This is a genomic window from Microvirga tunisiensis (genome assembly GCF_009296175.1).
GTDB lineage: Bacteria > Pseudomonadota > Alphaproteobacteria > Rhizobiales > Beijerinckiaceae > Microvirga > Microvirga tunisiensis.
The window spans coordinates 40,159-62,304 of sequence record NZ_VOSK01000014.1 but is presented as its reverse complement, the minus strand read 5'-3'; the positions used below and the strand labels follow the sequence as shown (position 1 = coordinate 62,304).

Genomic DNA, 22,146 nt, shown 5'->3' with positions numbered 1-22,146 from the left:
GCGGATGCAGCGGCGGCCGCCATGGCACGCTCTGGCGGCGACCATAAAGCGCCTGTCCCGCATAGGCGGGGTTGAGCAGCATGCTATGGATCATCGCCCGGCTCCAGTGGAGCCGCCCAGTCGGACTCGGAATCCCGCTGTCGTGCAGGCGCCGGCAGACCCCGGCCAGCGTCAAGCGCTCGTGCCCGACCCAAGTGAAGATCTGGCGCACAATCCGGGCGGCCTCCTCGTCGATCTCATAGCGTGCGTCTCCCCCGCCAGCCTCACGCGTGATGTAGCGGTAGCCGAAGGGCGCCCGGGACAGGACACTGACGGCCCCGGTTTGGGCGCGGTGGCGCTTGCCGCGCCGGCTGCGTTCCAGCACCTTGGCTCTTTCGTACTCGGCGAACATGCCCTGTAATTGCAGCAGCAAACTGTCCTCGGGCGTAGTCCCGATCGGGTGATTGACGAAGACCACCTGCGTGCCGGCTTGGGTAAATTCTTCGAGCAGCAGAACCTGATGCGCGTAGCTGCGGGCGATGCGGTCTGGGGACAGGATGTAGACGAGATCGATCGCTGACAGGGCCACCAAGTCCCGCAGACGCTCCAGTGCCGGACGGATCAAGCTGGCGCCGCTGTGGCCGTTGTCGATGAAGCGCAGATCATCCCGAATGCAATGGCCATCCTGTTGCGCCCGTGTGGTCAGCTCCGCCAATTGGCTGTCGATGGTGTGATGCTCAGCCTGCTGGTCGGAGGAGACGCGGGCGTAGAGAGCGACTTGCAGGGGCTGTGGGGCCGAAACGGCTCTCAGGTGCGGAGTTCTCATCGCATGCTCCCTCGGAAATAGCGGCCTGTGCCCTTGATGGCAGCGAACAGCTGTGCAGGGGCAGAAGGCGCTCGTAAGTGCGTCCCAAGACGTCCTGACTGCCCCGTCTGACCTCGAAGCCGACCTCAAGGCGCAAGGGGTGGCGCCGCTTGCAAAGCTTGGCCATGGCGGTCCTCATCCTTCGCCGGGTTCATCGACCGGCTGAGGCTTTAATGTTGGACCTGTCGAGCGATGGCGTAGAGCCTCGCGGGCGATCGTATGGACAAAGCTGATCGCAAACCTTGCACCATTGTCTAACACGCCACCGCCAAGCGGCGGCTCTTCTATACCTTGCTGAAGCTCGAGCTGCCGCTGGCGACGCGTGCCGAGGACCCGCAAGGGTTGGCCTTCGACTTTCTGGCCGATTCCGCCGAGAATTCTCCCAATGGTCCCTCGATCCTGACCGGCCACGATAACGGCCTGATCACCATCAACATCGCCGAGGCGGACGACGCCGAGCGGGAGCGTCGGCGCCACAGCATGGCGGAGCCATACCGGACACTCCTCGGCCACTTCCGCCACGAGATCGGTCACTATTTCTGGAACGTGCTGGTGCGCAACGATCCGAGCCTGGAGCGCTTCCGCCAGATCTTTGGGGACGAGCGGCAGGATTACGGTGAAGCCCTGCAGGCTCATTATGCCAATGGACCGAAGGAAAATTGGCAGGACGAATTCGTGAGTGCCTATGCCGCCTTCCATCCGTGGGAAGATTTTGCCGAGACCTGGGCTCACTATCTCCATATCGTCGATACTCTGGAGACGGCCAACGCCTTCGGAATGAAGGTGCGCCCCAGGATCAGCCGGGGTCCGGAACTGGCAACCGAAATCGACTTCGATCCGCACCAGGAGGCGGCTTTGAATCGGCTGATCACGGCTTGGCTTCCCCTGACCTTCGCCGTCAACTCCCTGAACCGCAGCATGGGACAACCCGACCTGTATCCTTTCGTGCTCGCCCCCGCCGTCATCGCCAAACTGGCCTTCATCCATGAGCGCGTCCATGCCTGGAGCGGGCGCCGGCAGGGGGAGGTTGAGAGCCATCACGTCCTGAAAGCCGTGATTGGGGGGCTGAATTCTCGCATAGGCGCCCCACAATCCGCATAACTCGTCCTTTTGGGACCTTGCGTGAATTGACTAGGTATGAGTAGTAATCTTCTTGCCCTCAGCGGTTGGGGGCGTTACGCCTATAGCGTTTACGAAACTTGAGACTTTAGAAGGCAGTCCTGATGGGCCGGGGAAATGATCACCGTGATCGCCGACGTCAATTTGGCGGTCAACCCGAAGATCACTGGGGCGATTTCGCTCCTCCAACATCTTACGAACGGCCCGTGCGGCAGCAGACATCCTATGGCGCTCCAGCCTCGGGACCCGACACTGAAGCAAGGGTAAAATGGTTCAATCCTGAGAAGGGCTTCGGCTTCGTCGAGATGACCGACGGATCGGGAGAGGCCTTCCTGCACGTGCGGCAGGTCGAGGCAGCGGGCTATTCCGCGCTCGAATCCGGCACGACCCTGGTCATCAAGGTCGGTGCGGGCCAGAAAGGCCCGCAGGTCCAGGAAATCGTCAGCGTCGACGCCAGCACGGCCGAACCCGAGCCACCGCGTGGCGCTCGTCCGCCGCGGCCTATGCGTTCGGGCGGTCAGGGTCAGGGCCAGTCTGGTGGCGGGTTTGGTCGTCCGAGTGGCGGCCCAAGCCCACGTCCGGTCAGCGGTCCGCCGGAAGTGCCGGCCACCGTCAAGTGGTTCGACTCCGTGAAAGGCTACGGCTTCGTGTCCGTCGAGGGTGAGAGCAAGGACCTGTTCCTGCATATCTCCGTCGTGGAGCGCGCAGGCCTCAGCCAACTCGAGCAGGGCCAGGCGGTCCGGGTAGCCATCGTCGAGGGGCGCAAAGGCCCTGAAGTCGGCGCCATCGAGCTCGCCTAAGGCATTTGGGCTTTCTATTCGTGAATTGATCCGGGTCCACGGCCGCGTTTCCTGCGGAGAAGTGGACCCGGTTTTCGCGTGTCAAACGACGTATCATTTGAAGAAGTGAACGCCTGACCCAAAAGTGCCGTCCACTTTTGGGTCAGATTTTTCAGCAGTGGACCTCTTCGAACGCCCGCACCCACATCTCGCAGACGCCGGACCGCACGATCTCATTGAGGGTGAACTCGATGATCGGAACGGGGAGCATCTGCGACTTGATCAGGTGAATGACGGTACGCAGACCCGATGTCTCGCGCAGATCGCACTGGCTCACATCCCCGTTGATCACGACTGTGCAATCCTCCCCAATGCGCGTGAGGAAAGTTTTCATTTCGGCCGGGGTGGCATTCTGCGCTTCGTCCAGGAGGATGAAGGCGTCGCGCCAGGATCGCCCGCGCATCACCTCGAAGGGCACCATCTCGATATCGCCGTTCTTGACCGCGATCTCGTAAGCCGCCGCACCGATCCGTTCCTTGATGGCCTCGATAACCGGCGCGGCCCAGGGGCCGAATTTCTCCTCGAGACTGCCTGGGAAGAAGCCGAGGGAACGGCCGCTGGGAACATTGGGACGGGTGAGAATGATCTTGCGGATGCGACGCTGGCGGAACAGATCTGCGGCGTGGGTCGCTGCGATCCAGGTCTTGCCCGTACCGGCGGGTCCAAGGACCACGACCTGGGTACCGTTCTTCAAAGCGTCGAGATAATCATCCTGCGTTGCATTGAGCGGCTTGATGGGAGGGAGGCTGCGCTCAGCCTGGAACTTGGATCCGGTGAGGTCGAAGACCTGCGCAGTTTCAACGGTGCGGCGGGTCTTGCGTCTCTGCTTCTCATGATGCTTGCTCAATGACCAACTCCGGTTTTTGAAACTGCGCACAGAGACCTATCCAGGCGCCGCGCAGAGGCGTCTGGGGGAGAAACTTCCAAGAGAAGGGTGGATGCGAGAGCGAGTCGTTGCGGGCGGTGGATTTCCGCGATCCAGAAGGTGCGGATCAGCCTGCCTGCCCATCAAAGCCTGTTCTTCAATCTGCCAGTGGCAAACTATCTTTGATTCTGATGACAGTTTACCGCTGCTACGCCTACCTGCGAGTCAAATGTTGAGGCAGCCTGCTTGGTTCCAGGGCATAATCCCTCTGTGGCAGCGAGGGGAGAAATAGCTGTGGATGGCTCAAATGGCGTGTCTCCGAGAGCGCGCCCACAGTGTAGGCCCTCGCCAATCGTGATTGCCGAGTGGTAAGGAGGGCGCCTCAAAAAAAGGCATTGCGGCATGATCGTCATCTTTGGCTCCATCAACATGGATCTCATCGCAAGGGTGCAGCGGATCGCCCGTCCGGGCGAGACCGTCCTGTCGCGGCGGGCCGACAGCTTCTTCGGCGGCAAGGGAGCCAATCAGGCCGTCGCAGCGGCACGGGTCAGCCGCGACGGAGCCGTACGGGTGGCGATGGCGGGGGCTATCGGCAACGATCCTTTCGGAATGGCCTGCCTCAAGAACCTCGAAGAAAACGGGGTCGGCGTCACCGCAATCCGGGTCACCGACGAGCCCACCGGTTGCGCCTTCATCGCCGTGGACGAGACGGGCGAGAACGCCATCACGGTCGCCAGCGGAGCGAACATGGCACTGCGCTCGGCGGACCTTCCCGAGAGCCTCCTGTCGAAGGCTTCCGTCCTGGTGCTCCAGATGGAGGTGCCGATTGCGGACAACCTGGAGGTCGCCGCTCGAGCACGCCGGGCCGGAGTGAAAGTCGTGTGGAATTTCGCGCCGGTGCCGGCCGTCAAGGAGCGCTCCGCCATGGCCGAACTCCTGGCCGTGACCGATGTGCTCGTCGTCAACGAGCACGAGGCCCTTGCCATCGCCGATATCGTGGGCGAGCCCTCCGGCGACCACTACCTCAAGGCGGGATCAGCGATTTCCCGCTTGTTCGGTCCCTCCTGCATCGTGACGGCAGGATCTCGCGGCGCCTACGCCATCGCGCCGGATGGTACCCAGATCCATGCGATGGCGCGCGCAATCACACCGGTCGACACGACCGGCGCTGGCGACACCTTCGTAGGCGTCCTCGCCAACGGGCTCGCCGAAGGGTTGGAGACCGGGCGAGCCATGGAATTGGCTTGTGCCGCCGCATCCTTGTCTTGCCTCACGGCAGGTGCCCAGGCGGGTATGCCCCAGAGGGAGGCTCTGGAGCTTTACCTCGCTCAGGCCTGAGCGCTGTTTTCCGGGATGACCTTGGTCAGGCTGCCGGTCGTGGGAAAGAGCGGAATCAGGCAGGCCTGCAGCGCGTGATAAAGATCGGGCTTGCCTGTGAACAGGCTTGTGCCCGGCTTCAGGTCCTCTGTGAGCTCCGGCCGCCATCCGCCATTGCGGTGGTCTATGAGGTAGCGGTCCGCAAAACCCCAGAGAATGCGGTACCATTGCTCGTGGTATTCGCTCGGGCTGTGATCGCCCAGGAAAGCCGCGGCGCCGATGGCCTCGGCACAGGGCCACCAGAGCTTGTGGGGCAGCCTCGGCTTATCGTCCCAGTCCAGGGCGTAGAAGAAGCCGCCCTTGTCCTTGTCCCATCCGAGTTCGATGGATTGCCGGAAGAGTTCACGGGCCGCCTCCGGCATCCAGGCATGACGCTTGCCGCCGAGCGCCCAGAGCTGGAGCACGAGGCGCGCCCATTCGAGCCAGTGGCCCGGCGTGGTGCCGTAAGGGCGAAACACGTCGTAGCCACGATACTCCTCGTCGAGGCTCCAGTCGGCATGGAAGTGCTCGGCCACGCGGTAGCCGAGAGCGGCGGCGTGACGTCCGATGATGAGGCTGGCGATCCGCTCGGCCTTGTCGAGATAGGCTTTGGCGCCCGTGGCCTCGAAGGCGGCCATGAGCGATTCCGTCAGGTGCATATTGGAATTCTGGCCGCGATATTGGCTCAGGGGCTGCCAGTCGCGGGAGAACTCCTCGGTCACGGCCCCGTGCTGCTCCTCCCAGAAGCGCTCCTCCAGAACCTGCGTGATGTCCTCGATGAGGCGGTCCGCGAAAGGATGCCCCACCACCTTCGCGCTGGAGGCGGCGAGCAGCACGAAGGCATGCCCATAGGCCTGCTTGGTGTCGTCCTTCGGTCCATTGTTGTCCAGCGACCAGACATAGCCGCCGTTCTGGGCATCGCGGTGCGCGTTCCAGAGATAGTTCATGCCGTGATCGACGATCGCATCGCATCCGGGCCGGCCGAGCAGGGTGCCGATGGCAAAGCAATGCACCATCCGAGTGGTGTTATGGATTTGGCGGACTGGGTTGGCGGTCTCGATGGGCTGCCCCGCATCGTCGAGATCGAAGAAGCCGCCAGCCGGATCGATGATGCCGTGCTGGAAGAAATCGAAGAGGTTGTTGGCCTGATCGAGCAGCCATTGCCGATGAAAGCGATTCGAGCGCCAGTTCGGGCCGAGCGGAGGGAGGACAGGCTGGGATATCGTCATGACAAGATCCGTTGTGATCAGGCGCGTGCCGCGATGAATTGTTCGGCTTCGGCCCATGAGGGCGGATTGGCGCCGCGACGCGTGCAGACAATGGCGGCTGCGGCGGCTGCAAAATCGAGAGCTGCCGTGACCTGCGCCTCGGTCAATTCGGCGATTCCTTCGGGCGAGAGCAGGTTATTGGCATCGAACCAGGAGAGAAGCCCGGCATGGAAGGTGTCGCCCGCGCCGACCGTATCCACCACCTCGATCTGGGGAGCGGGGCGCTCCAGGATCTGATCGCCAAAGGCCGCCAGCGGGCCCTTCTCGCCACGCGTTACAATGACGAGCTTCGGGCCGCGTTGGAGCCAGGCGCGGGCGGCCGATGCGAGGTCGTGGGTAGCGTAGAGAAGCTCAATGTCCTCGTCGCTCGCCTTCACGATGTCTGCATGGGCGAGCAGGCCTTCGAAGCGCTCGCGATAGGCCCTCAGGTCGCCCACGACGCGCGGTCGGACATTGGGATCAAGCGAGATCACGCGCGCTCCGGCCTCGCGGCGGAGGAGGGTTTCGATAGCGCTCGCGATGGGCTCAACCCCAAGCGCATAGGACCCAGCGGCAATGGCATTCACGTCAGGAGGCAATCGGGCAGGGAGCGCCTCGGCCGTGAGAGCGCGGTCCGCACTGTTCGGAGCATAGAAGGAATACTGCGGCTGCCCCGAAGCGTTCGTGGCGACCACGCTGAGGGTGGTGTAGTTCGGACAGCGCTGGATATAGGCCGGGCTCACGCCGGATTCGGCCAGTTTCTCCGCCAGGAAGGTGCCGAATACGTCGTCCGACAGGGTGGACAGGAAGGCCGAGGGCCGACCGAGGCGGCCGATTCCGATGGCGACATTGAAGGGCGAGCCGCCTGCCACGGCCTCCGCCGGAAAGCCGGCCGGGGCCGATGCTCCGATAAAGAGGTCGATCAGGGCTTCACCACAGACCAGGATCATCAAAAGCCTCCTGACTAAACCTCAATGACACTCGTGGACACCCGACCGGCTGGCCCGCTCGAGATCACTCGGGCATGGCATCGGGCGGAACCGGCCCCGAGGGAAGAGCCGCGATCCGTTTAAGGTCGCGCAATATATGATCCAGGGAGACGGGTCCAGAGACACCGCCGAAACCGAAATAGAGCGTCCTGTAATGGGCGAAGAGCTGCTCATAAACAGCGTGTGCCTTCGGATCCGGCTCGAAAGTGCGGAAGGGCAGGCAGATCGCTCCTTGAGCGCTGTCGAGATCCGGATGGGATCCGGCGGCGAGGCTCGCGAAGATGCTGGAGCCGAGGCCCGTCGGGATGCCGTTCGGCACCAATACGGGCCGACCGAGCACATTGGCATAAACTTGGTTCAGAACCGCATTGTGCTGCGGGATGCCGCCCGCGTTGATGACCCGTTCTACCGGCACGCCGCCCTCAGCCATGCGCTCGAGAATGATGCGCGTGTGGAAGGCGGTGCCTTCGATAGCGGCGAACAGCTCGTCCTGTGCCGTGTGCAGCAGGTTCCAGCCGAGCGTGATGCCACCGAGATCCGCTTTCACGAGAACCGTGCGGTCGCCGTTATCCCAGGTCAGACGCAGGAGGCCGGTCTGGCCGGCGCGGTACCGCTCCAGGCCTTTCGAGAGTTCCTTGACGTTGGTGTTGGCGCGCCGCGCAATCGCCTCGAAGATATCGCCGGTAGCCGACAAGCCCGCTTCGATGCCCACGAGCCTGGGATCGACGCTGCCGGGCACGACACCGCACACGCCCTGGATCAGGCTGGTGTCCTCAGCCATAGCGATGATGCAGGTGGAGGTCCCAACCACGTTCACCACATCGCCGACGCGGCAGCCTGCGCCGACAGCATCCCAATGGGCGTCGAATGCGCCGACCGGGATCGGGATACCGGCTTTCAGGCCGAGCCGCTTCGCCCAATAGGGGGTGAGGTGGCCTGCGACGACATCGGAGGTGACGTACTCGCCCGCGAGCTTCTCGCGGATGCCGTCGAAGAGTGAATCGACCTTGGACAGGAATTCCTGCGGGGGCAGGCCGCCCCAGCGCGGGTTCCACATCCACTTGTGCCCCATGGCGCAGATGCTGCGCTTCAAACGCCGCGGATCGGTGACGCCCGTGAGGGTCGCTGCAACCATGTCGCAATGCTCGAGAGCCGTCACGAGCCTGTCGCGCTTGTCAGGATTGTGGCGCAGCCAGTGCAGCAGCTTGGAGAAGCCCCATTCGTGCGAGTAGACGCCGCCGCACCACTGGATCGCTTCGAGACCTTCCTGGTGTGCGAGCCGGGTGATCTCTTCGGCTTCGGATTTCGCCCGGTGGTCGCACCAGAGGTAATACTCGTCGAGCGGCTCAAGACCTTCGCCGACCATGACGACGCTGGACCCGGTCGTGTCGATGGCGAGCGCCGCGACGTCCTCACCCTTCACACCCGCCGAATCCAGGGCACCGCGCATGGCGCGTGCCAGGGCATCCATGTGGTCGGCATGTGCCTGGGTGGCATGGTCGGGATTTTCGCGCTTGCGGTGAAGCGGGTACTCCGCCGTGGCAAGGCCGAGCGGGCCCTTGCGATCATCGACGAGGGTGACCCGTACGCTCAGGGTGCCAAAATCGACACCTGCTACAACGGCCATCTGTGTCTCCCAATAAGGGGCGTATGCGGTCGAAAAAGGGAAGGGGCGCTACTTCTCGGCCTGGCCATAGGTCGCCGTCGCACCGTGCTTGCGAAAATAATGCCGGTCGAGAAGCGCCTGAGATACGCCCCGCGCGTTCGGCTGCAGAGAAAACGTGTACATCGCCATGCGGGCCACCGCTTCGAGCACGACGGCGTTGTGAACGGCGTCGTCCGGCGTCCTGCCCCAGGCGAAGGGACCGTGCCCGGCGACCAGGGCTGCCGGCACCTCCATGGGATCGCGGTTGCCGAAGGCGTCCGTGATGGCGACACCTGTCGCACGGACGTAATCGTTCTTGATCTCGTCGGCGGTCAGCTCGCGGGTGATCGGAACCGGGCCGTAGAAATAATCGGCATGGGTCGTGCCCAAGGCTGGGATCGAACGGCAGGCCTGGGCCCAGGCGGTGGCGTGTTCCGAGTGCGTGTGCACGACACCCCCAATGTCCGGGAAGGACTTGTACAGGTGGATATGGGTGTCGAGATCGGAGGAGGGGCGCAGCTCGCCCCAGACGATCTTGCCGTCGAGATCCGTGATCACGAGGTCGTCTGCCTTCATGCGCTCATAAGGCACGCCGCTCGGCTTGATGACGACGAGATTGTCCTCGCGGCTGATGCCGCTGACATTGCCGAAGGTGTAAAGCACGAGCCCGCGGCGCACCACTTCCAGATTGGCTTCCAGAACCTGCTCGCGCAGCTGCTTCAACATCGGGGCGCCTCCTGATGGCCCGTGAATGGAAAACGGCGGCCACAGCTCCCGCCATGGCCGCCGGATGTCAAATCAGATCAGCGGACTGCCTGCCAGCCCTTGTAATCCTTGATGTTGTCGGCCGTGATCAGCTTCGGCTCAAGGAGAATGACGTTCTTCTCGGGCTTCTTGCCATTCACGATACCGACCGCGAGCTCATAGGACTGAGCGGCCATGACGTACGGGTCCTGGGAGGCGGAGGCCTTGATCAGGGAGTTGCCCGATTTCAGCTCGGTTTCGATATCCGGAGCACCGTCGACCGCCGTGATGATGAACTCGTTGCGGTTGAGCTGCTTGGCGGCCAGGTTGACGCCGATGGCGGTGGGATCGTTGATCGCGAAGACGGCATCGATCTTCGGGAAGCGGGTCAGCAGGCTCTGGCCGACGGCGAAGCCGCCTTCACGTGAGCCCTTGGCGTCCTGGTTGTCTGAAAGAACCTTGATGTCCGGGAACTTGGAGAAGACGTTCTTGCAGCCCTTCACACGGTCCGTAATCGATGAGACCTGCGGACCGTTCACGATGAGGACGTCGCCCTTACCCTTGAGGTGGTCAGCGATGTACTGGCAGGCGAGCTCGCCGGCTTTGACGTTGTCCGTCATCACCGTCACGTCCGCTCCCGCGGCAGCCACGTCGAAAGCGGCCACGACCATGCCGCCTGCCTGAGCGCGCTTGACGGACGGCTCGATGGCCTTCGGGTCCACCGCGTTGATCATCACAATGTCGGTGCCGGCTGCCGTGAAGTTGTCCATTTGCGTGAACTGCTTGTTCAGATCGTAATCCGCCGACACGGATGTGATCCTGGCGCCGGGAGTGACCTCCTTCGCCTTGGCCTCGATGCCCTTGATGGTGGCGACGAAGAACGGATTGCCGAGTAGGCCGACCGAGATGCCGACGTTCTTGACGTCCTTGGCGTAAGCCGGGGCTGCCAGAACCGCAGCGAGGGCTAGGCCGAGAGAGAGACGAGACAGTGTCATAGAGGTTCCTCCAGGATCTTCATTGCAGGTGTCTTATTGCCTCACGATTCCCAGAGCTTGTGCTGGCCACCGGGCAATCGCAGATACGAGCGCCCGAGCCGGGCGCCGGTATTTCGTGTCAGGTGCGCGCCGATCCCTTCAGGCGGTAGCGGTCGAGCGCCACGGCCCCGATGATCACGAGCCCTTTGATGATGAACTGCCAGATGTCGGAGACGCCCACCAGAATGAGGCCGTTCGTCAGAATGGCGATGATCAGCGCGCCGATCAGCGTGCCCCAGATCGACCCGATGCCGCCGACGAAGCTGGTGCCGCCGAGAATGACGGCCGCGATGGCGTCTAGCTCGTAGGATTGACCGAGCTGCAATCCGTTCGCGGCGAACAGGCGCGCCGCCGACATGACGCCGCCGAGGCCTGCCGCGAGGCCCGAGAAGGCATAGACGAACAGCAGCACGGCCCAGACCTTGATGCCGGTGAGCCGCGCCGCATCCGGATTGCCGCCGACCGCGTAGATATGAACGCCCAGGACCGTTCTTCGGAGGATGAACCAGGAGATGATCACCACCGCGAAGGCAATCCACACCAGCCAGGGCAGGCCAAACAGGGTGCCGTTGCCGATGAAGGCGAAGGGAAGCTGCGGATTGAACTGGGTCGTGTCGCCACCGAGCAGGCGCGCGAGGCCGCGCACGGCGGTCAACGATCCTAGAGTGACGATGAAGGGTGGCAGCTTCGCGAAGGCGATGAGCGCGCCGTTCACGAGGCCGAGGCCCAGGCCCGCCAGCAGGGCGGCCGGAATGCCCAGCATGCCCCATTCAGGAATCAGGGATCCTAGGATCGCCACCATGGCGGCGGCGGCCAGGATCGAGCCGACCGACAGGTCGATGCCGCCGGTGAGGATGACGAACGTCATGCCGGCCGCAAGCACGGTGTTGATCGAGGCCTGCTGCATCACGATCGAGAGGTTCTGGAAGCTCAGGAACCGGCCCGACATGAGCTCGAACACGACGCCGAGGATGATGAGCACCGGCAGCATGCCGATGGCCTGCAGGGTCGAGCGCCAGGCAAGGCGGCGCTGCAGGCTTTGAGACGCCGCATCGGCGCCCTTGGCTCCGGTTACTTGCACGGATGCGCTGGTCTCATTCGGGGGTGTCATTCGGCCGCTTCCCTTACGCCTGTCGCAATGGTGATGATGTTTTCCTGTGTCATGGGCGGGTGACCGGCTCCGCCCACCTCGCCGGCAAGCCGACCCTCCCGCATCACGAGCACGCGGTCGCAGATGCCGACGACTTCCGGCAGCTCGCTGGAGATCACGATCACGCCGACGCCATTGCGGGCGAGGCTATCGATCAAGCGGTAGATCTCCGACTTGGCCCCTATGTCGACGCCGCGGGTCGGCTCGTCGAGGATCAGCACCCTCGGCTTGGTTTCGAGCAGGCGCGAGAGCAGAACCTTCTGCTGGTTGCCGCCGGACAGGCTGCCGACGGGCACCACGTCGCCCGCTACGCGAATGCCGAGCGCCCGGATTGCTGCAGCCGCTCTCTGCTTAGCGGCTTTCAGGTTGAGGACGCCACCTGGGCGGGCGTCCCGATTCAGAACGCTGATGTTCACGTTCTCGCGGACGGTCAGATCAAGGAAGAGGCCGAGATGCTTGCGATCCTCGGTCAGATAGACGACGCCGGAACTGATGGCGTCCTCGGGCCTGTGGATCGAGAGGCGTTTGCCCCCAAGGAAAACCTCGCCGCTGGTGCGCGGATCGGCTCCGTAGACGAGGCGCGCGAGTTCGGTACGCCCTGCTCCGACGAGACCAGCGATGCCAAGAACCTCGCCCTCATGCAGCTCGAAGGAGCAATCGTGCACGCGAATGCCATCGCCCATGTTGCGAACGGCAAACATCACCGGCCCGCGGCTCTGATGGGCGTCGTGCTCCTTCTTGTAGAAGGACGACAGGTCGCGGCCGACCATCATCTGCACCAGGCGTTCCGCCGAGATTTCGTCGCCGACGAGGGTGCCGACATAGGAGCCGTCCCGGAGTACCGAGACCCGCTCGGCCAGTTCGTAGATCTCCGCCATACGGTGACTGATATAGATGATCGCAAGTCCTTCGGCCCGAAGCTGCCGGACCAGCGCGAACATTGCCTCCGTCTCGCGGGAGGAGAGAGAGGTCGTGGGCTCGTCCATGACCAGGATGCGGGAATTCGCAATGAGGGCTCGGGCGATCTCCACGAGCTGCCGCTCGGCCATCGACAATTCGCTGACCTTGGTCGTGGCCTTGAAGTGAACCCCGAGCCGCTCGAGAACCGTCTGGCAGGCCTTCTCCATGGAGCGCCGGTCGACCATCGGGCCCGACTTGTGCTCACGCCCGAGAAGCATGTTCTCCGCCACCGTCAGATTGGGGGCGAGGGAGAGCTCCTGATAGATGATCGAAATGCCGTGGTGACGGGCTGTCAACGGTCCGTCAATGGTGACAGGCTGCCCGCTGATACGGATCTCGCCACCCGGATCGGCTTGGTAGGCTCCGGACAGGATCTTCATCAGCGTCGACTTGCCGGCACCATTTTCGCCCATCAACGCATGGATTTCGCCGGGGTAGACGGTGAGAGAGACGTTCGTGAGCGCCTTGACGCCCGGAAACGACTTGGAAATGTCCTTCATTTCAAGGATCGGGGTGGATCCTGTCATTGGCGTTTCCCTAAAGGCGCTTTATTGGAACGGCAGTTTTCAGCCTCGAATTCTGAAGACTCTATCATGCCAAAAGTCGGACCGGATCAGAAGGGATTGTGACTGCCCTAAATGCTTCAATTAAATTGCGTTTCAATCCCTCCTTTTTGTTCGTGGACGACAGCCCACAACTTTTCATCCGCATGGGCTATCGTACGCGCCAAAATGCCGGACACTAGTAGATACACTATTTCAATTATGAGAATGGCGCCTCATCCAGCTCTGTTCAGGAACGCATGAATTCCGGCTTCAAGGCGCGATACAGACTGCGGAAGGCCTCGATCCGCGGGCCGTATAGCTCCACGAGCTGCGGCTGGGGTTCGATGGTCTCGATAATGCTGGGTGCGGTGCATACGGCTTCCGGGGCTTCGCCGGTTGCGGCGAGGCGCGCCAGCCGGGCCGCGCCGAAGGCCGGTCCCTTGTCGCTGCCTTGATAGCGCAGCATCGGAACGTTCAGGACGCTAGCGAAGATCCTGGCCCAGAACACGCTTCGCGAGCCGCCTCCGATCATGCCGGCATAAGTGAGGGGCGTGCCCGCCTGCTCGAGACACCGCTTCGCGTCGGCGAAACTGAAGGCCACACCTTCGAGGATGGCCTGCACCAGATCCGTCTGCTGCGTCCGGGGCGAGAGCCCGAAGAAAACACCGCGTGCATAAGGATCGTTGTGCGGCGTCCGCTCTCCTGCGAGATAGGGCAGGAAGAGAACGGAAGACGGCTTTCGATAGGCCCCTTCGGTTTCGCGCAGGAGTTCGTCGATGTCCCGTTTCAGGAGGTGGGCGCCCCAGGCCAGACAGCTTGCCCCGTTCAGCATGGCCGCCATCTGGAACCACCGGCCGGGAACCGCATGGCAGAAGGAATGCACCACTGCCTCCGGAGCCGGGCTGAAATCCTGCGTGGTGACGAAAAGCTGGCCGGAGGTGCCGAGCGAGATGAAAGCCGACCCGTCCTCGATGGCGCCGAGACCGACGGCGCCCGCCGCCGCATCTCCCGCGCCGCCCGCCACGACAACGTCGCTCCGCAGGCCCCATCGTTGAGCGATGTCGGCGCGCAGGGTGCCGGAGGCTTGCGAGCCCTCGACAAGGCTCGGCATGTGGTCGCGCGTCAGGCCTGTCGCAGCCAGCGCCTCGTCAGACCAATCGCGCTTGGCTTCATCCAGCCACCAGGTTCCGGCCGCATCGGACATCTCGGTCACGATCTCGCCGGTCAGTTTGAGGCGGATGTAATCCTTCGGCAGCATCACCTTGCGCACGGCGCGAAAGATTTCCGGTTCATGCCGTGCGAGCCAAACCAGCTTCGGGGCGGTGAAGCCGGGCATCGGGATGACACCCGTGGCATGCGAGAGTTCAGGGTACTTGGCTCCAAGCTCCTGCGCCTCCCGGAAAGAGCGGCCGTCATTCCAGAGAATCGCGGGACGAAGGGGGAGGTCGTTCTCGTCGAGCAGCACGGCACCGTGCATCTGGCCTGAGAGACCAATGCCGCGGATATTGGCGAGCGCGGAAGGCGACTGGGTGCGCAGCTGATCGAGCGCGGATTGCACCGCCTGCCACCAGATCTCCGGATCCTGCTCCGACCACAGGTCGTGCGGGCGGGAGACCTGTAGCGGAACGTCCGCTTCTGCAACCGCAGTTTGTCGCTCGTCAACGAGAATGGCTTTCACCGCTGAAGTGCCGACATCGATACCGAGATAATGAGGCACGCCGCATGCTCCTTGAATGTTGATGGCCTTGGTTTGGCCTCATGTTCGGACGAGCATATAGCCCAGCCCCGCCGCTTAGGCATACAGATGATTAAATCCAGAGGCGTGGCCATGAAAAAAACTCATGGTCGAAATGTCGCTCGGATATTTAAATGGCGGCGGCATGCACCAAATAGTTCGGCATGCCACAGAATTCCGAAAACCAGTCCGAGTTCACCCGTCCCGATGCGCCTTCCTCGGCAGCAGCGCTGAGCGCTGCCGTGCGGCTTCATCTGGGAAAGCAACTGCGTGCCCTCTATGGCGACCCCGCGGAGGACAAGCTTCCACGTGATCTCGCACGGCTTGCCGATCGCGTGGCCCAGGTCATCCGTGCCCATACGGAGCCGGTCGACCAAGAGTTCATCAACGGCGTCATGGATGCGCTACCGAACCTGCGCGCCTTTGCGCTTTCCCTGACCGGCAAGGTCGATCAGGCCGAGGACCTGGTGCAGGACACCGTGCTCAAGGCGCTCACCAAGCAGGACACGTTCGAATCCGGCACGAACCTGCAGGCCTGGCTCTTCACCATTCTGCGCAATGGCTTTTACTCCACCCACCGCAAGACCAGCCGCGAGGTCGAGGATGGAGATGGGACCCATGCTGCCAGCATGATCGCCATCCCTGACCAGGAGGACAAGCTCGCGCTCCAGGATCTCTCGACCGCACTCGAAAAGCTGCCACAGGAGCAGCGCGAGGCGATCATCCTCATCGGTGCCGAAGGCATGTCCTACGAGGACGCTGCAGAGGCACTGGGCGTGAAGGTCGGGACGATCAAGAGCCGCGTCAACCGCGCTCGTAACCGCCTCGCCGAACTGATGGGCACGAGCCGGGTCGAGCACGACCACTCGGCAACTGCCTGACAAATCCATTCACCGCGTGCTATGCGTCGGCTCCACCACCATGGGCAGACGCATAGCATTCTCTCGTTCCGGAGCCTTGCTGCTGCTCTCCGGCCGCAGTTGCCCACGTTCAGCGCCGTAAACGCCGTCTGGACTTCGCAGGGCAACTGACTGCCTGAAGGACGCTTTGAGGCATGTCGCTTGTCGCACTGATCGGGTTTCTCGCTCTTACAGGGGGCGCCGCCTATACGCAGACCCTGACGGGCTTTGCCTTCGGTCTGATCACCATGGGCGGTGTCGGTCTCACAGGTCTGCTCTCGCTTCCCGATGCGGCCTTGATCGTGAGCGTGCTCACTTTCGTGAATGCCACTCAGATGCTCCTGAAGGGGTGGCGGGACGTGGCGTGGCGGGAATTCCGCCTCGTGATGCTGACCAGCGTCCCCATGCTCTTTGTCGGCTATTGGCTTCTGGAATGGCTTGCCGGCACGCGTGCCGACCTTCTGCGCTTTATTCTCGGTCTCGTGATCATCGTCTCGAGCCTTCAGCTCGCGCGGAAGCCGGAGCCGCTCGCCAGGAAATCCGGCGATGGTTCGTTTCTGTTCTTCGGCAGCATTGCCGGCCTCATGGGCGGACTGTTCTCGACTGCTGGGCCGCCGCTGGTCTATCACCTCTACCGGCAGCCGATGCCGCTGGTGACGGTGCGCGAAACCCTGGTGACTGTCTTCGCGCTGAATGCCGTCTTCCGAACCGGTCTTGTGACCTTTTCAGGCGATCTGCCTTCTTGGTCGACTTTGAGCAGCCTTCTGGCCATTCCCGTCGTCATGGGCGCGACCCATGCCGCACGCCGATGGCCGCCGCCGCTTTCGCCCGCCACCATGCGTCGGGTCGTGTTCATCCTCCTGTTTTTATCCGGGGTGTCTCTTGGCGCTCCGGCCGTCATTCGCCTTCTGGCCGCAGCCTGACCTGCCTAAAATATCAGCGTCCGCAACACCTCCGGCTTCGAACTTTTGCACCGGTTTCAAGGTTGAGCTTGTAGCTGGTGGGTGCTCGTAACCGCTCTTCTGCCAAGGAGGGGAGCATGGAACACAGGCCTCTGTCCGAACTCAGTAGCGTCGCCGACCTGAAGAGCCCAAAGGAAGTCGCAGCGCCGGTCCTGTCGAAGCGGGAACGCCTGGACCGTTGGGTCGAGCTCCTGGAGCGGGAGCCTGACCGCATCCTCAAGACCCTGGACGAAATCGAGTGGAAGCCCAAGGCGCAGCGCCGCGCCTTGCGTGCGGACGGGTCCGCCCTGACGATAGCTTATTCCGATCCGGTGCTCCGGACGGCCGGGCTGCTCAGCGACAGGTTCGGGGATGCCGTCGATTTCTTCGAGATTTCCGAGCACGATGCTCACATCGTTCTGTGCTCATGCCATGGCGGTGAAGCGATGCGTGCGGATGAGGCCGCCCGCCGGGTGCGTGGCATCCGGTCTCCCGGTCTCTGGGCTCTTTATTTCGGCTGGTTTCGATAACGCTCACGCGGCCCTGGTTGGGGATCAATCCTTGTAGGGATCGAACTCGCCAGGGCCTGCCATCGCCACGGCAAAGGGTTTCAGCGTGTGCTCGATCCTGATCGTGCCCTTGTGATAGGCGAGCACATCCTCCAGGCGCCGGTAGACCATGGGGCTTTCGTCCACATCCCCGCCACGCAGGAGAACGCCTTTCTCGCGCAACCACGAGTCCATTTCGTCGCGGGTGAACCGGGGAGGGCGGGTCCATTCGCCAGCCTTGTTCTTCTTGCCCTTCGCCTCCATGCGACCGAAGAGGCGGCCCGCGCCGTGCACCGTGGAATAGAGACTGTCGGCACTTTCCGAACTCTCGACCCCATGCAGGATCACCGCATTGTCTGCCATGGAGCCGCCGACGAAACCGCGCTGTCCAGGAAATGCAGGCGTCGCGCCTTTGCGGACGACCCAGTACTCCCTGTCGCCGTGTTTCTCCCGCCACACGAAGTTGTGGTGGTTGTGGACCGTATCTGTCACCCGACCGCCGACGATCTGGCGCACGCGCTCGACCACCCATTCGCGTCCGGCATAGGCATAGAGCCCGCCAAGCTTCACTCCGGCAATGTAGCTTCGTCCAACCTCGCTGTCCTGATGGACGAGGGCGGGGTCGACCTCCATGCCGTCCTTCGCTCCGACCGAAGCAAGGTGCCGGGTGGTGATCTTGTGGCCGAGGCCGCGGGAGCCGAAATGGACCCCGACCCAGACGAATCCTTCCTCGTCCTCGAACAGGTCCACATAGTGGTTGCCGGAGCCGACCGTCCCGAGTTGCCCCGAGGCCAGCTTCTTGAGGTCCCTGACACCGGCTTCGTCCCAGAGCGGCGAGTCGAACAGCTCGTGATCGACTGCCACGGCGTTCTTCTGCCCGATCCCGAAGCTGATGTGACGCCCGATATCGGAGAGGATGCGCCCTGCCTGGCCGGCGATATCCTCGTAGCGGGTATCGAGCCGAACGGCCATGTTCCCACAGGCGATGTCGAACCCGACGCCGCTGATGGAAACATGCTCCTCATAGGCGATCACGCCGCCGATGGGGTGGGCATAGCCGAGATGCCCGTCTGCGCAGAGCACGCCCTTCGCGGCGCTCCCGACCTGCATGCAGCGGTCCAGCTGCCTGATGGTTTTCTCGTCGTGCTCGCCGTAGATGCGGGTATTCGTCGGCACGAATGTCCTCCTTAGATCAGGGACGATTGTATCGCTCGCGCAGGCGTTCGACCTCACGCTGCAAGGCATCGAGACCGCGCGCAATATCCCTGCCCATGTTCTCGACGACGCCGGTACTCGCGGCCACCTCAGGGCAGTCCAGCGTGCCATCCCGCCGATGCCGGGGTGAGATGCCGCCCTGAGGGGTGAGGAGATAGGCGCAGCCCGTATCCTCGTCGCGCCAGACCACGGGCTGGTCGAGAGCGGTGGCCGGGCAGGCCGCGATGAGGAGGAAGGCAATGCCGCACCATCGGACAGACCTGTTCATGGCAAGACCTCCAGCATCGAACCCCACTTGCGAGGGCAAAGCCGGCGCGGGCGCCTGGTTCCTTGGGCTTCGCGCGGAAAAGTGGCCTCCACATTCGGGTCCGGTGCATTAGCCGCTACCTTCCGTCAATTTGACTTCCCATCGGGTTTAGAGGACATCACGCGGTTTGATGGACCTGTGCCCACGGAAAATCCCGTCGGCACGAAGGATTACCCGCCTCCGGAGTGATTGATGGACGGTTCTGTCCCCCAGCAGCGGATGTCATTGCGCTACTTCTCCGTGGCCCAGCTGACGAGCGTCGTCGAGCGGAGCCACGCCCGCCTCTGCGCCGTTCTCGTGCTGCTGTCGCTCGTCTGTTTCCTGCCGGGCTTCACCTCGCTCCAGCCCATGGACCGGGACGAGCCCCGCTATGCCCAGGCATCCAAGCAGATGCTGGAGGCGGGCGATTTCGTCGACATCCGCTTCCAGGATGAGGCGCGGCACAAGAAGCCGGTCGGAATCTACTGGATGCAGAGCGCCAGCGTCGCCATCGGCCAGGCGCTGGGCGTGCCTGAGGCGCGGACCACCATCGCGCTTTATCGAATCCCGTCCCTGTTCGGTGCCATTGCGACGGTTCTGCTGACTTACTGGGCGGCCCTGGCCTTCTTCGGGAGGCGAGGGGCCTTCCTGACAGCAGCCCTCATGGCGACCTGCGTGATTCTGATGGTCGAGGCCCGTCTCGCCAAAACGGACGCCATGCTCACCGCCTGCTCCGTCGCGGTCATGGGAGGACTTGCCCGGGCTTATTTAAGCCGTGGAGCCGGGGTTCTGCCCCGTCGAGCCTTGCTGATCTTCTGGACCGGATTCGCCCTGGGGATCCTGATCAAGGGGCCCCTGGTGATCATGTTCGCGGGCCTGACGGCAGCCGTTCTCGCCTACAAGGAGCGCTCCGTCCGCTGGCTCCTCACCCTGCGGCCGTGGCTCGGCGCCGTCTTCACACTTGCGATCGTGCTGCCATGGTTCATTGCAATCGCTCTCAAGACCGGTGGTGCCTTCTATTCCGAGGCCGTCGGTCACGACATGCTGGGCAAGGTCGGCACGGCGCAGAGATATCATTGGGCTCCGCCCGGCTTCTATCTGGTCTCGTTCTTTGCCACTTTCTGGCCCGGTGCCATTCTGGCAGCCATCGCGGTTCCATTCGCCTGGATCCACCGCCGCGAGGAGCCGGTGGCCTTCGCCCTTGCCTGGATCGTGCCTTCCTGGATCATCTTCGAAGCGGTGCCGACCAAGCTCCCGCACTATACGCTGCCGCTTTTGCCGGCGGTGGCGATCATCACGGTCATGGCCATTTCGCGCCATTTCGTCGGGCCGCACCGGCCCGCGGCCAAGCTGGCGACGGTGTTGATCCCGTTCATCCCGGTGGGGCTGACCATTGGCCTGTCGGCGGTCGGATGGTCGTTCGACGGGATGCCGCCCTTCCGGGCGCTCCCATTCCTTGTCGTCTCCTCTCTTCTCGCTCTCTGGGCCTGGTGGCTCTTCGTGAAGAACCGAATGGTGCCGACGCTATGGGCAGGCTTCATCTCGGCCGCTTTCCTGGCTATCGGCGTTTTCGGGTTTGCCCAGCTTGACCTGCGCTCCCTCAAGCTGTCGGACCGACTGGCCGAAGTCGCCCGCAACGTGGCTTGCGACAATCCGCAGGTCGCGACCCTCGGCTATCGCGAGCCCAGCCTCGTCTTCCTCACGGGTACGAACCTCGAGATGGTCGAGACGGGGGCCCAGGCCTCCGCCTTCCTGCAGCAGGGCGGATGTCGTGTCGTCTTCGTGGAAAAGCGCTACGAGGGTGAATTCCGGACAGAGAACGAGCGTCTGAAGCAGCAGCCCACGCTCTCGACCCGGATCCAGGGGTTCAATATCAACAGCGGGCGACGGGTCGATCTCGCCGTCTACGCGACCGGCTTCTAGAGCATCGGACCTAAAGGTGGGGTCCACTTTTGGGATCAATCCGATGTTCATCATCTTGACTTGCGCATCGTTTGGCGCGGAAAACCGGGTCCACTTTGCCGCACGATGCGCTAGAGCTCCGATTGCGTTTTGAAGAGGCGGCCAGCAATGGCCCGTAACGGATGATTGACCTTTCCCCGGGCCCCCGCATCAGCGTCGTGGTGCCTGTCAAGAACGAGGCGCTCAACATTCTCCCCCTGGTGGAGGAGATCGAGCGCGCCTGCGCGCCGCTCTCGCCCTTCGAGGTCATCTATGTGGACGACGGCTCGACGGATGCGACCGTGGAGCAGGTTCTGAGCGCCCGTGCAACCCGCCCATGGCTGCGCCTCGTCCGGCATGAGGCGAGCTGCGGCCAGAGCGCGGCCGTTCGCAGCGGCGTCCATGCCGCCCGTGGGCCCATCGTCGTCACCCTGGACGGGGATGGGCAGAACGATCCCGCGTTCATTCCTCAGCTCGTGGCGGCCCTCGACGATCCTCAGACGGCTCTTGTCGCCGGGCAACGGGTGGGGCGCAAGGACGGCGCCTACAAGAAATGGCAGTCCCGCATCGCCAATGGCGTGCGCGGGAAAATCCTGAAGGATGGGACGCGGGACACGGGTTGCGGGCTCAAGGCCTTCCGTCGCGACGTCTATCTGCGACTGCCCTATTTCGACGCCCTGCACCGCTTCATGCCGGCCTTGGTCAAGCGTGAGGGCTTCCAAATCGCCCATGTGGATGTCATCGACCGGTCCCGCCATGCGGGTCGCTCCAATTATGGTATGTTCGACCGTCTGTGGGTCGGCATCCTTGATTTAGCCGGAGTCTGGTGGTTGATCCGGCGTCGCCGCCGCGTTCCCGTTGCTCAGGAAATCGTTTGATGTTGATGCGTCTTTCCCACGACCTAGGACTTTACTTCTACGACCTGGTCGTCGCCCGGTTCGATCTGTGGGCTGCCTTCGGCGTGCTGGCCCAGTTCGTCTTCGGGGCACGCTTCATCGTGCAGTGGATCGCGAGCGAGAAGGCGGAAAAGAGCGTGATCCCTGTCGGGTTCTGGATGCTGTCGATCTCCGGCGGGCTGATGACCCTGGTCTATGGCTTCGCCCGCAGCGACATCGTCATCATCCTGGGTCAAGCCTTCTCGATCTTCATCTATATCCGCAATCTGATGCTGATCGCGAAGGAGAAGAAGAGAACCGAAGGCCAGATCGTCACCGGTTCCGAGGTGGAAGCTTCGGCAGGTTGAC

At 63.1% G+C, this 22,146-nt stretch carries 20 protein-coding genes and 1 pseudogene; 9 read left to right on the top strand and 12 right to left on the bottom strand.

Annotated features, from left to right (window positions below):
- On the bottom strand, positions 1–805 hold an 805-nt coding region (locus FS320_RS07000), incomplete at its 3' end, for a recombinase family protein (protein WP_152710367.1).
- Between the two features lie 306 nt (positions 806–1,111).
- On the opposite strand from FS320_RS07000, the pseudogene FS320_RS06995 reads away from it, so the two are divergent.
- Together FS320_RS06995 and FS320_RS06990 are read left to right on the top strand one after the other, a co-directional pair.
- A pseudogene (locus tag FS320_RS06995) lies at positions 1,112–1,945 on the top strand (zinc-binding metallopeptidase family protein); the annotation flags it as partial.
- Between the two features lie 224 nt (positions 1,946–2,169).
- A complete protein-coding gene (locus FS320_RS06990; protein ID WP_162003055.1) occupies positions 2,170–2,763 on the top strand; it encodes a cold shock domain-containing protein in 594 nt (197 codons plus the stop codon).
- 151 nt (positions 2,764–2,914) lie between these two features.
- Here the strand turns inward: FS320_RS06990 and FS320_RS06985 are convergent, their stop codons facing one another.
- Positions 2,915–3,649: a PhoH family protein gene (locus FS320_RS06985; RefSeq protein ID WP_152710365.1), complete on the bottom strand. Its 735-nt coding sequence runs from the start codon at positions 3,647–3,649 to the stop codon at positions 2,915–2,917.
- 420 nt (positions 3,650–4,069) lie between these two features.
- Here FS320_RS06985 and FS320_RS06980 point away from each other — a divergent pair, with 420 nt between their 5' ends.
- Entirely contained in the window at positions 4,070–5,005 is a 936-nt protein-coding gene (locus FS320_RS06980; protein WP_152710364.1) for a ribokinase, read from the top strand.
- Here FS320_RS06980 and FS320_RS06975 read toward each other — a convergent pair.
- The 8 genes from FS320_RS06975 to xylB all read right to left on the bottom strand — a co-directional run bounded on the left by FS320_RS06975 (position 4,996) and on the right by xylB (position 15,054).
- Positions 4,996–6,252: an AGE family epimerase/isomerase gene (locus tag FS320_RS06975; protein WP_152710363.1), complete on the bottom strand. Its 1,257-nt coding sequence runs from the start codon at positions 6,250–6,252 to the stop codon at positions 4,996–4,998. The genes FS320_RS06980 and FS320_RS06975 overlap by 10 nt on opposite strands.
- Before the next feature lie 17 nt (positions 6,253–6,269).
- Positions 6,270–7,220, bottom strand: a complete 951-nt coding sequence (locus FS320_RS06970; protein WP_152710362.1) for a carbohydrate kinase family protein — start codon at positions 7,218–7,220, stop codon at positions 6,270–6,272.
- A gap of 64 nt (positions 7,221–7,284) precedes the next feature.
- Complete coding sequence (locus FS320_RS06965) at positions 7,285–8,886, bottom strand: ribulokinase (RefSeq protein ID WP_152710361.1); 1,602 nt, start codon at positions 8,884–8,886, stop codon at positions 7,285–7,287.
- A 48-nt stretch (positions 8,887–8,934) separates the two neighbouring features.
- Positions 8,935–9,630, bottom strand: a complete 696-nt coding sequence (locus FS320_RS06960; RefSeq protein ID WP_152710360.1) for an L-ribulose-5-phosphate 4-epimerase — start codon at positions 9,628–9,630, stop codon at positions 8,935–8,937.
- Between the two features lie 77 nt (positions 9,631–9,707).
- Positions 9,708–10,643: an ABC transporter substrate-binding protein gene (locus tag FS320_RS06955; protein WP_152710359.1), complete on the bottom strand. Its 936-nt coding sequence runs from the start codon at positions 10,641–10,643 to the stop codon at positions 9,708–9,710.
- Between the two features lie 118 nt (positions 10,644–10,761).
- Positions 10,762–11,793 (bottom strand): ABC transporter permease subunit, encoded by a 1,032-nt coding sequence (locus tag FS320_RS06950; protein ID WP_244627002.1) that lies wholly within the window; start codon positions 11,791–11,793, stop codon positions 10,762–10,764.
- Complete coding sequence (locus tag FS320_RS06945; RefSeq protein WP_152710358.1) at positions 11,790–13,319, bottom strand: sugar ABC transporter ATP-binding protein; 1,530 nt, start codon at positions 13,317–13,319, stop codon at positions 11,790–11,792. The genes FS320_RS06950 and FS320_RS06945 overlap by 4 nt, the downstream gene beginning before the upstream one ends.
- Before the next feature lie 265 nt (positions 13,320–13,584).
- On the bottom strand, positions 13,585–15,054 hold the full coding sequence (gene xylB / locus FS320_RS06940; RefSeq protein ID WP_162003056.1) for a xylulokinase: 1,470 nt from the start codon (positions 15,052–15,054) through the stop codon (positions 13,585–13,587).
- Between the two features lie 182 nt (positions 15,055–15,236).
- On the opposite strand from xylB, the gene FS320_RS06935 reads away from it, so the two are divergent.
- The 3 genes from FS320_RS06935 to FS320_RS06925 all read left to right on the top strand — a co-directional run bounded on the left by FS320_RS06935 (position 15,237) and on the right by FS320_RS06925 (position 17,442).
- Positions 15,237–15,953, top strand: a complete 717-nt coding sequence (locus tag FS320_RS06935) for a sigma-70 family RNA polymerase sigma factor (RefSeq protein ID WP_152710357.1) — start codon at positions 15,237–15,239, stop codon at positions 15,951–15,953.
- Between the two features lie 173 nt (positions 15,954–16,126).
- Positions 16,127–16,894: a sulfite exporter TauE/SafE family protein gene (locus FS320_RS06930; RefSeq protein ID WP_152710356.1), complete on the top strand. Its 768-nt coding sequence runs from the start codon at positions 16,127–16,129 to the stop codon at positions 16,892–16,894.
- Between the two features lie 116 nt (positions 16,895–17,010).
- Positions 17,011–17,442 (top strand): hypothetical protein, encoded by a 432-nt coding sequence (locus FS320_RS06925; protein WP_152710355.1) that lies wholly within the window; start codon positions 17,011–17,013, stop codon positions 17,440–17,442.
- A 24-nt stretch (positions 17,443–17,466) separates the two neighbouring features.
- On the opposite strand, the gene FS320_RS06920 is transcribed toward FS320_RS06925, so the two are convergent.
- Complete coding sequence (locus FS320_RS06920; RefSeq protein ID WP_338105393.1) at positions 17,467–18,636, bottom strand: RtcB family protein; 1,170 nt, start codon at positions 18,634–18,636, stop codon at positions 17,467–17,469.
- Positions 18,637–18,652: 16 nt separating this feature from the next.
- Positions 18,653–18,943 (bottom strand): hypothetical protein, encoded by a 291-nt coding sequence (locus FS320_RS47690; protein ID WP_244627001.1) that lies wholly within the window; start codon positions 18,941–18,943, stop codon positions 18,653–18,655.
- A gap of 231 nt (positions 18,944–19,174) precedes the next feature.
- Here FS320_RS47690 and FS320_RS06915 point away from each other — a divergent pair, with 231 nt between their 5' ends.
- The 3 genes from FS320_RS06915 to FS320_RS06905 all read left to right on the top strand — a co-directional run bounded on the left by FS320_RS06915 (position 19,175) and on the right by FS320_RS06905 (position 22,145).
- Positions 19,175–20,884 carry an ArnT family glycosyltransferase gene (locus tag FS320_RS06915; RefSeq protein ID WP_152710353.1) on the top strand — a complete coding sequence of 570 codons (1,710 nt, stop codon included), beginning with the start codon at positions 19,175–19,177 and terminating at the stop codon, positions 20,882–20,884.
- A gap of 161 nt (positions 20,885–21,045) precedes the next feature.
- Positions 21,046–21,780: a glycosyltransferase family 2 protein gene (locus FS320_RS06910; protein ID WP_152710352.1), complete on the top strand. Its 735-nt coding sequence runs from the start codon at positions 21,046–21,048 to the stop codon at positions 21,778–21,780.
- Complete coding sequence (locus FS320_RS06905) at positions 21,780–22,145, top strand: lipid-A-disaccharide synthase N-terminal domain-containing protein (protein WP_152710351.1); 366 nt, start codon at positions 21,780–21,782, stop codon at positions 22,143–22,145. Before FS320_RS06910 ends, FS320_RS06905 begins: the two co-directional genes overlap by 1 nt.
- Position 22,146 lies beyond the last annotated feature (1 nt).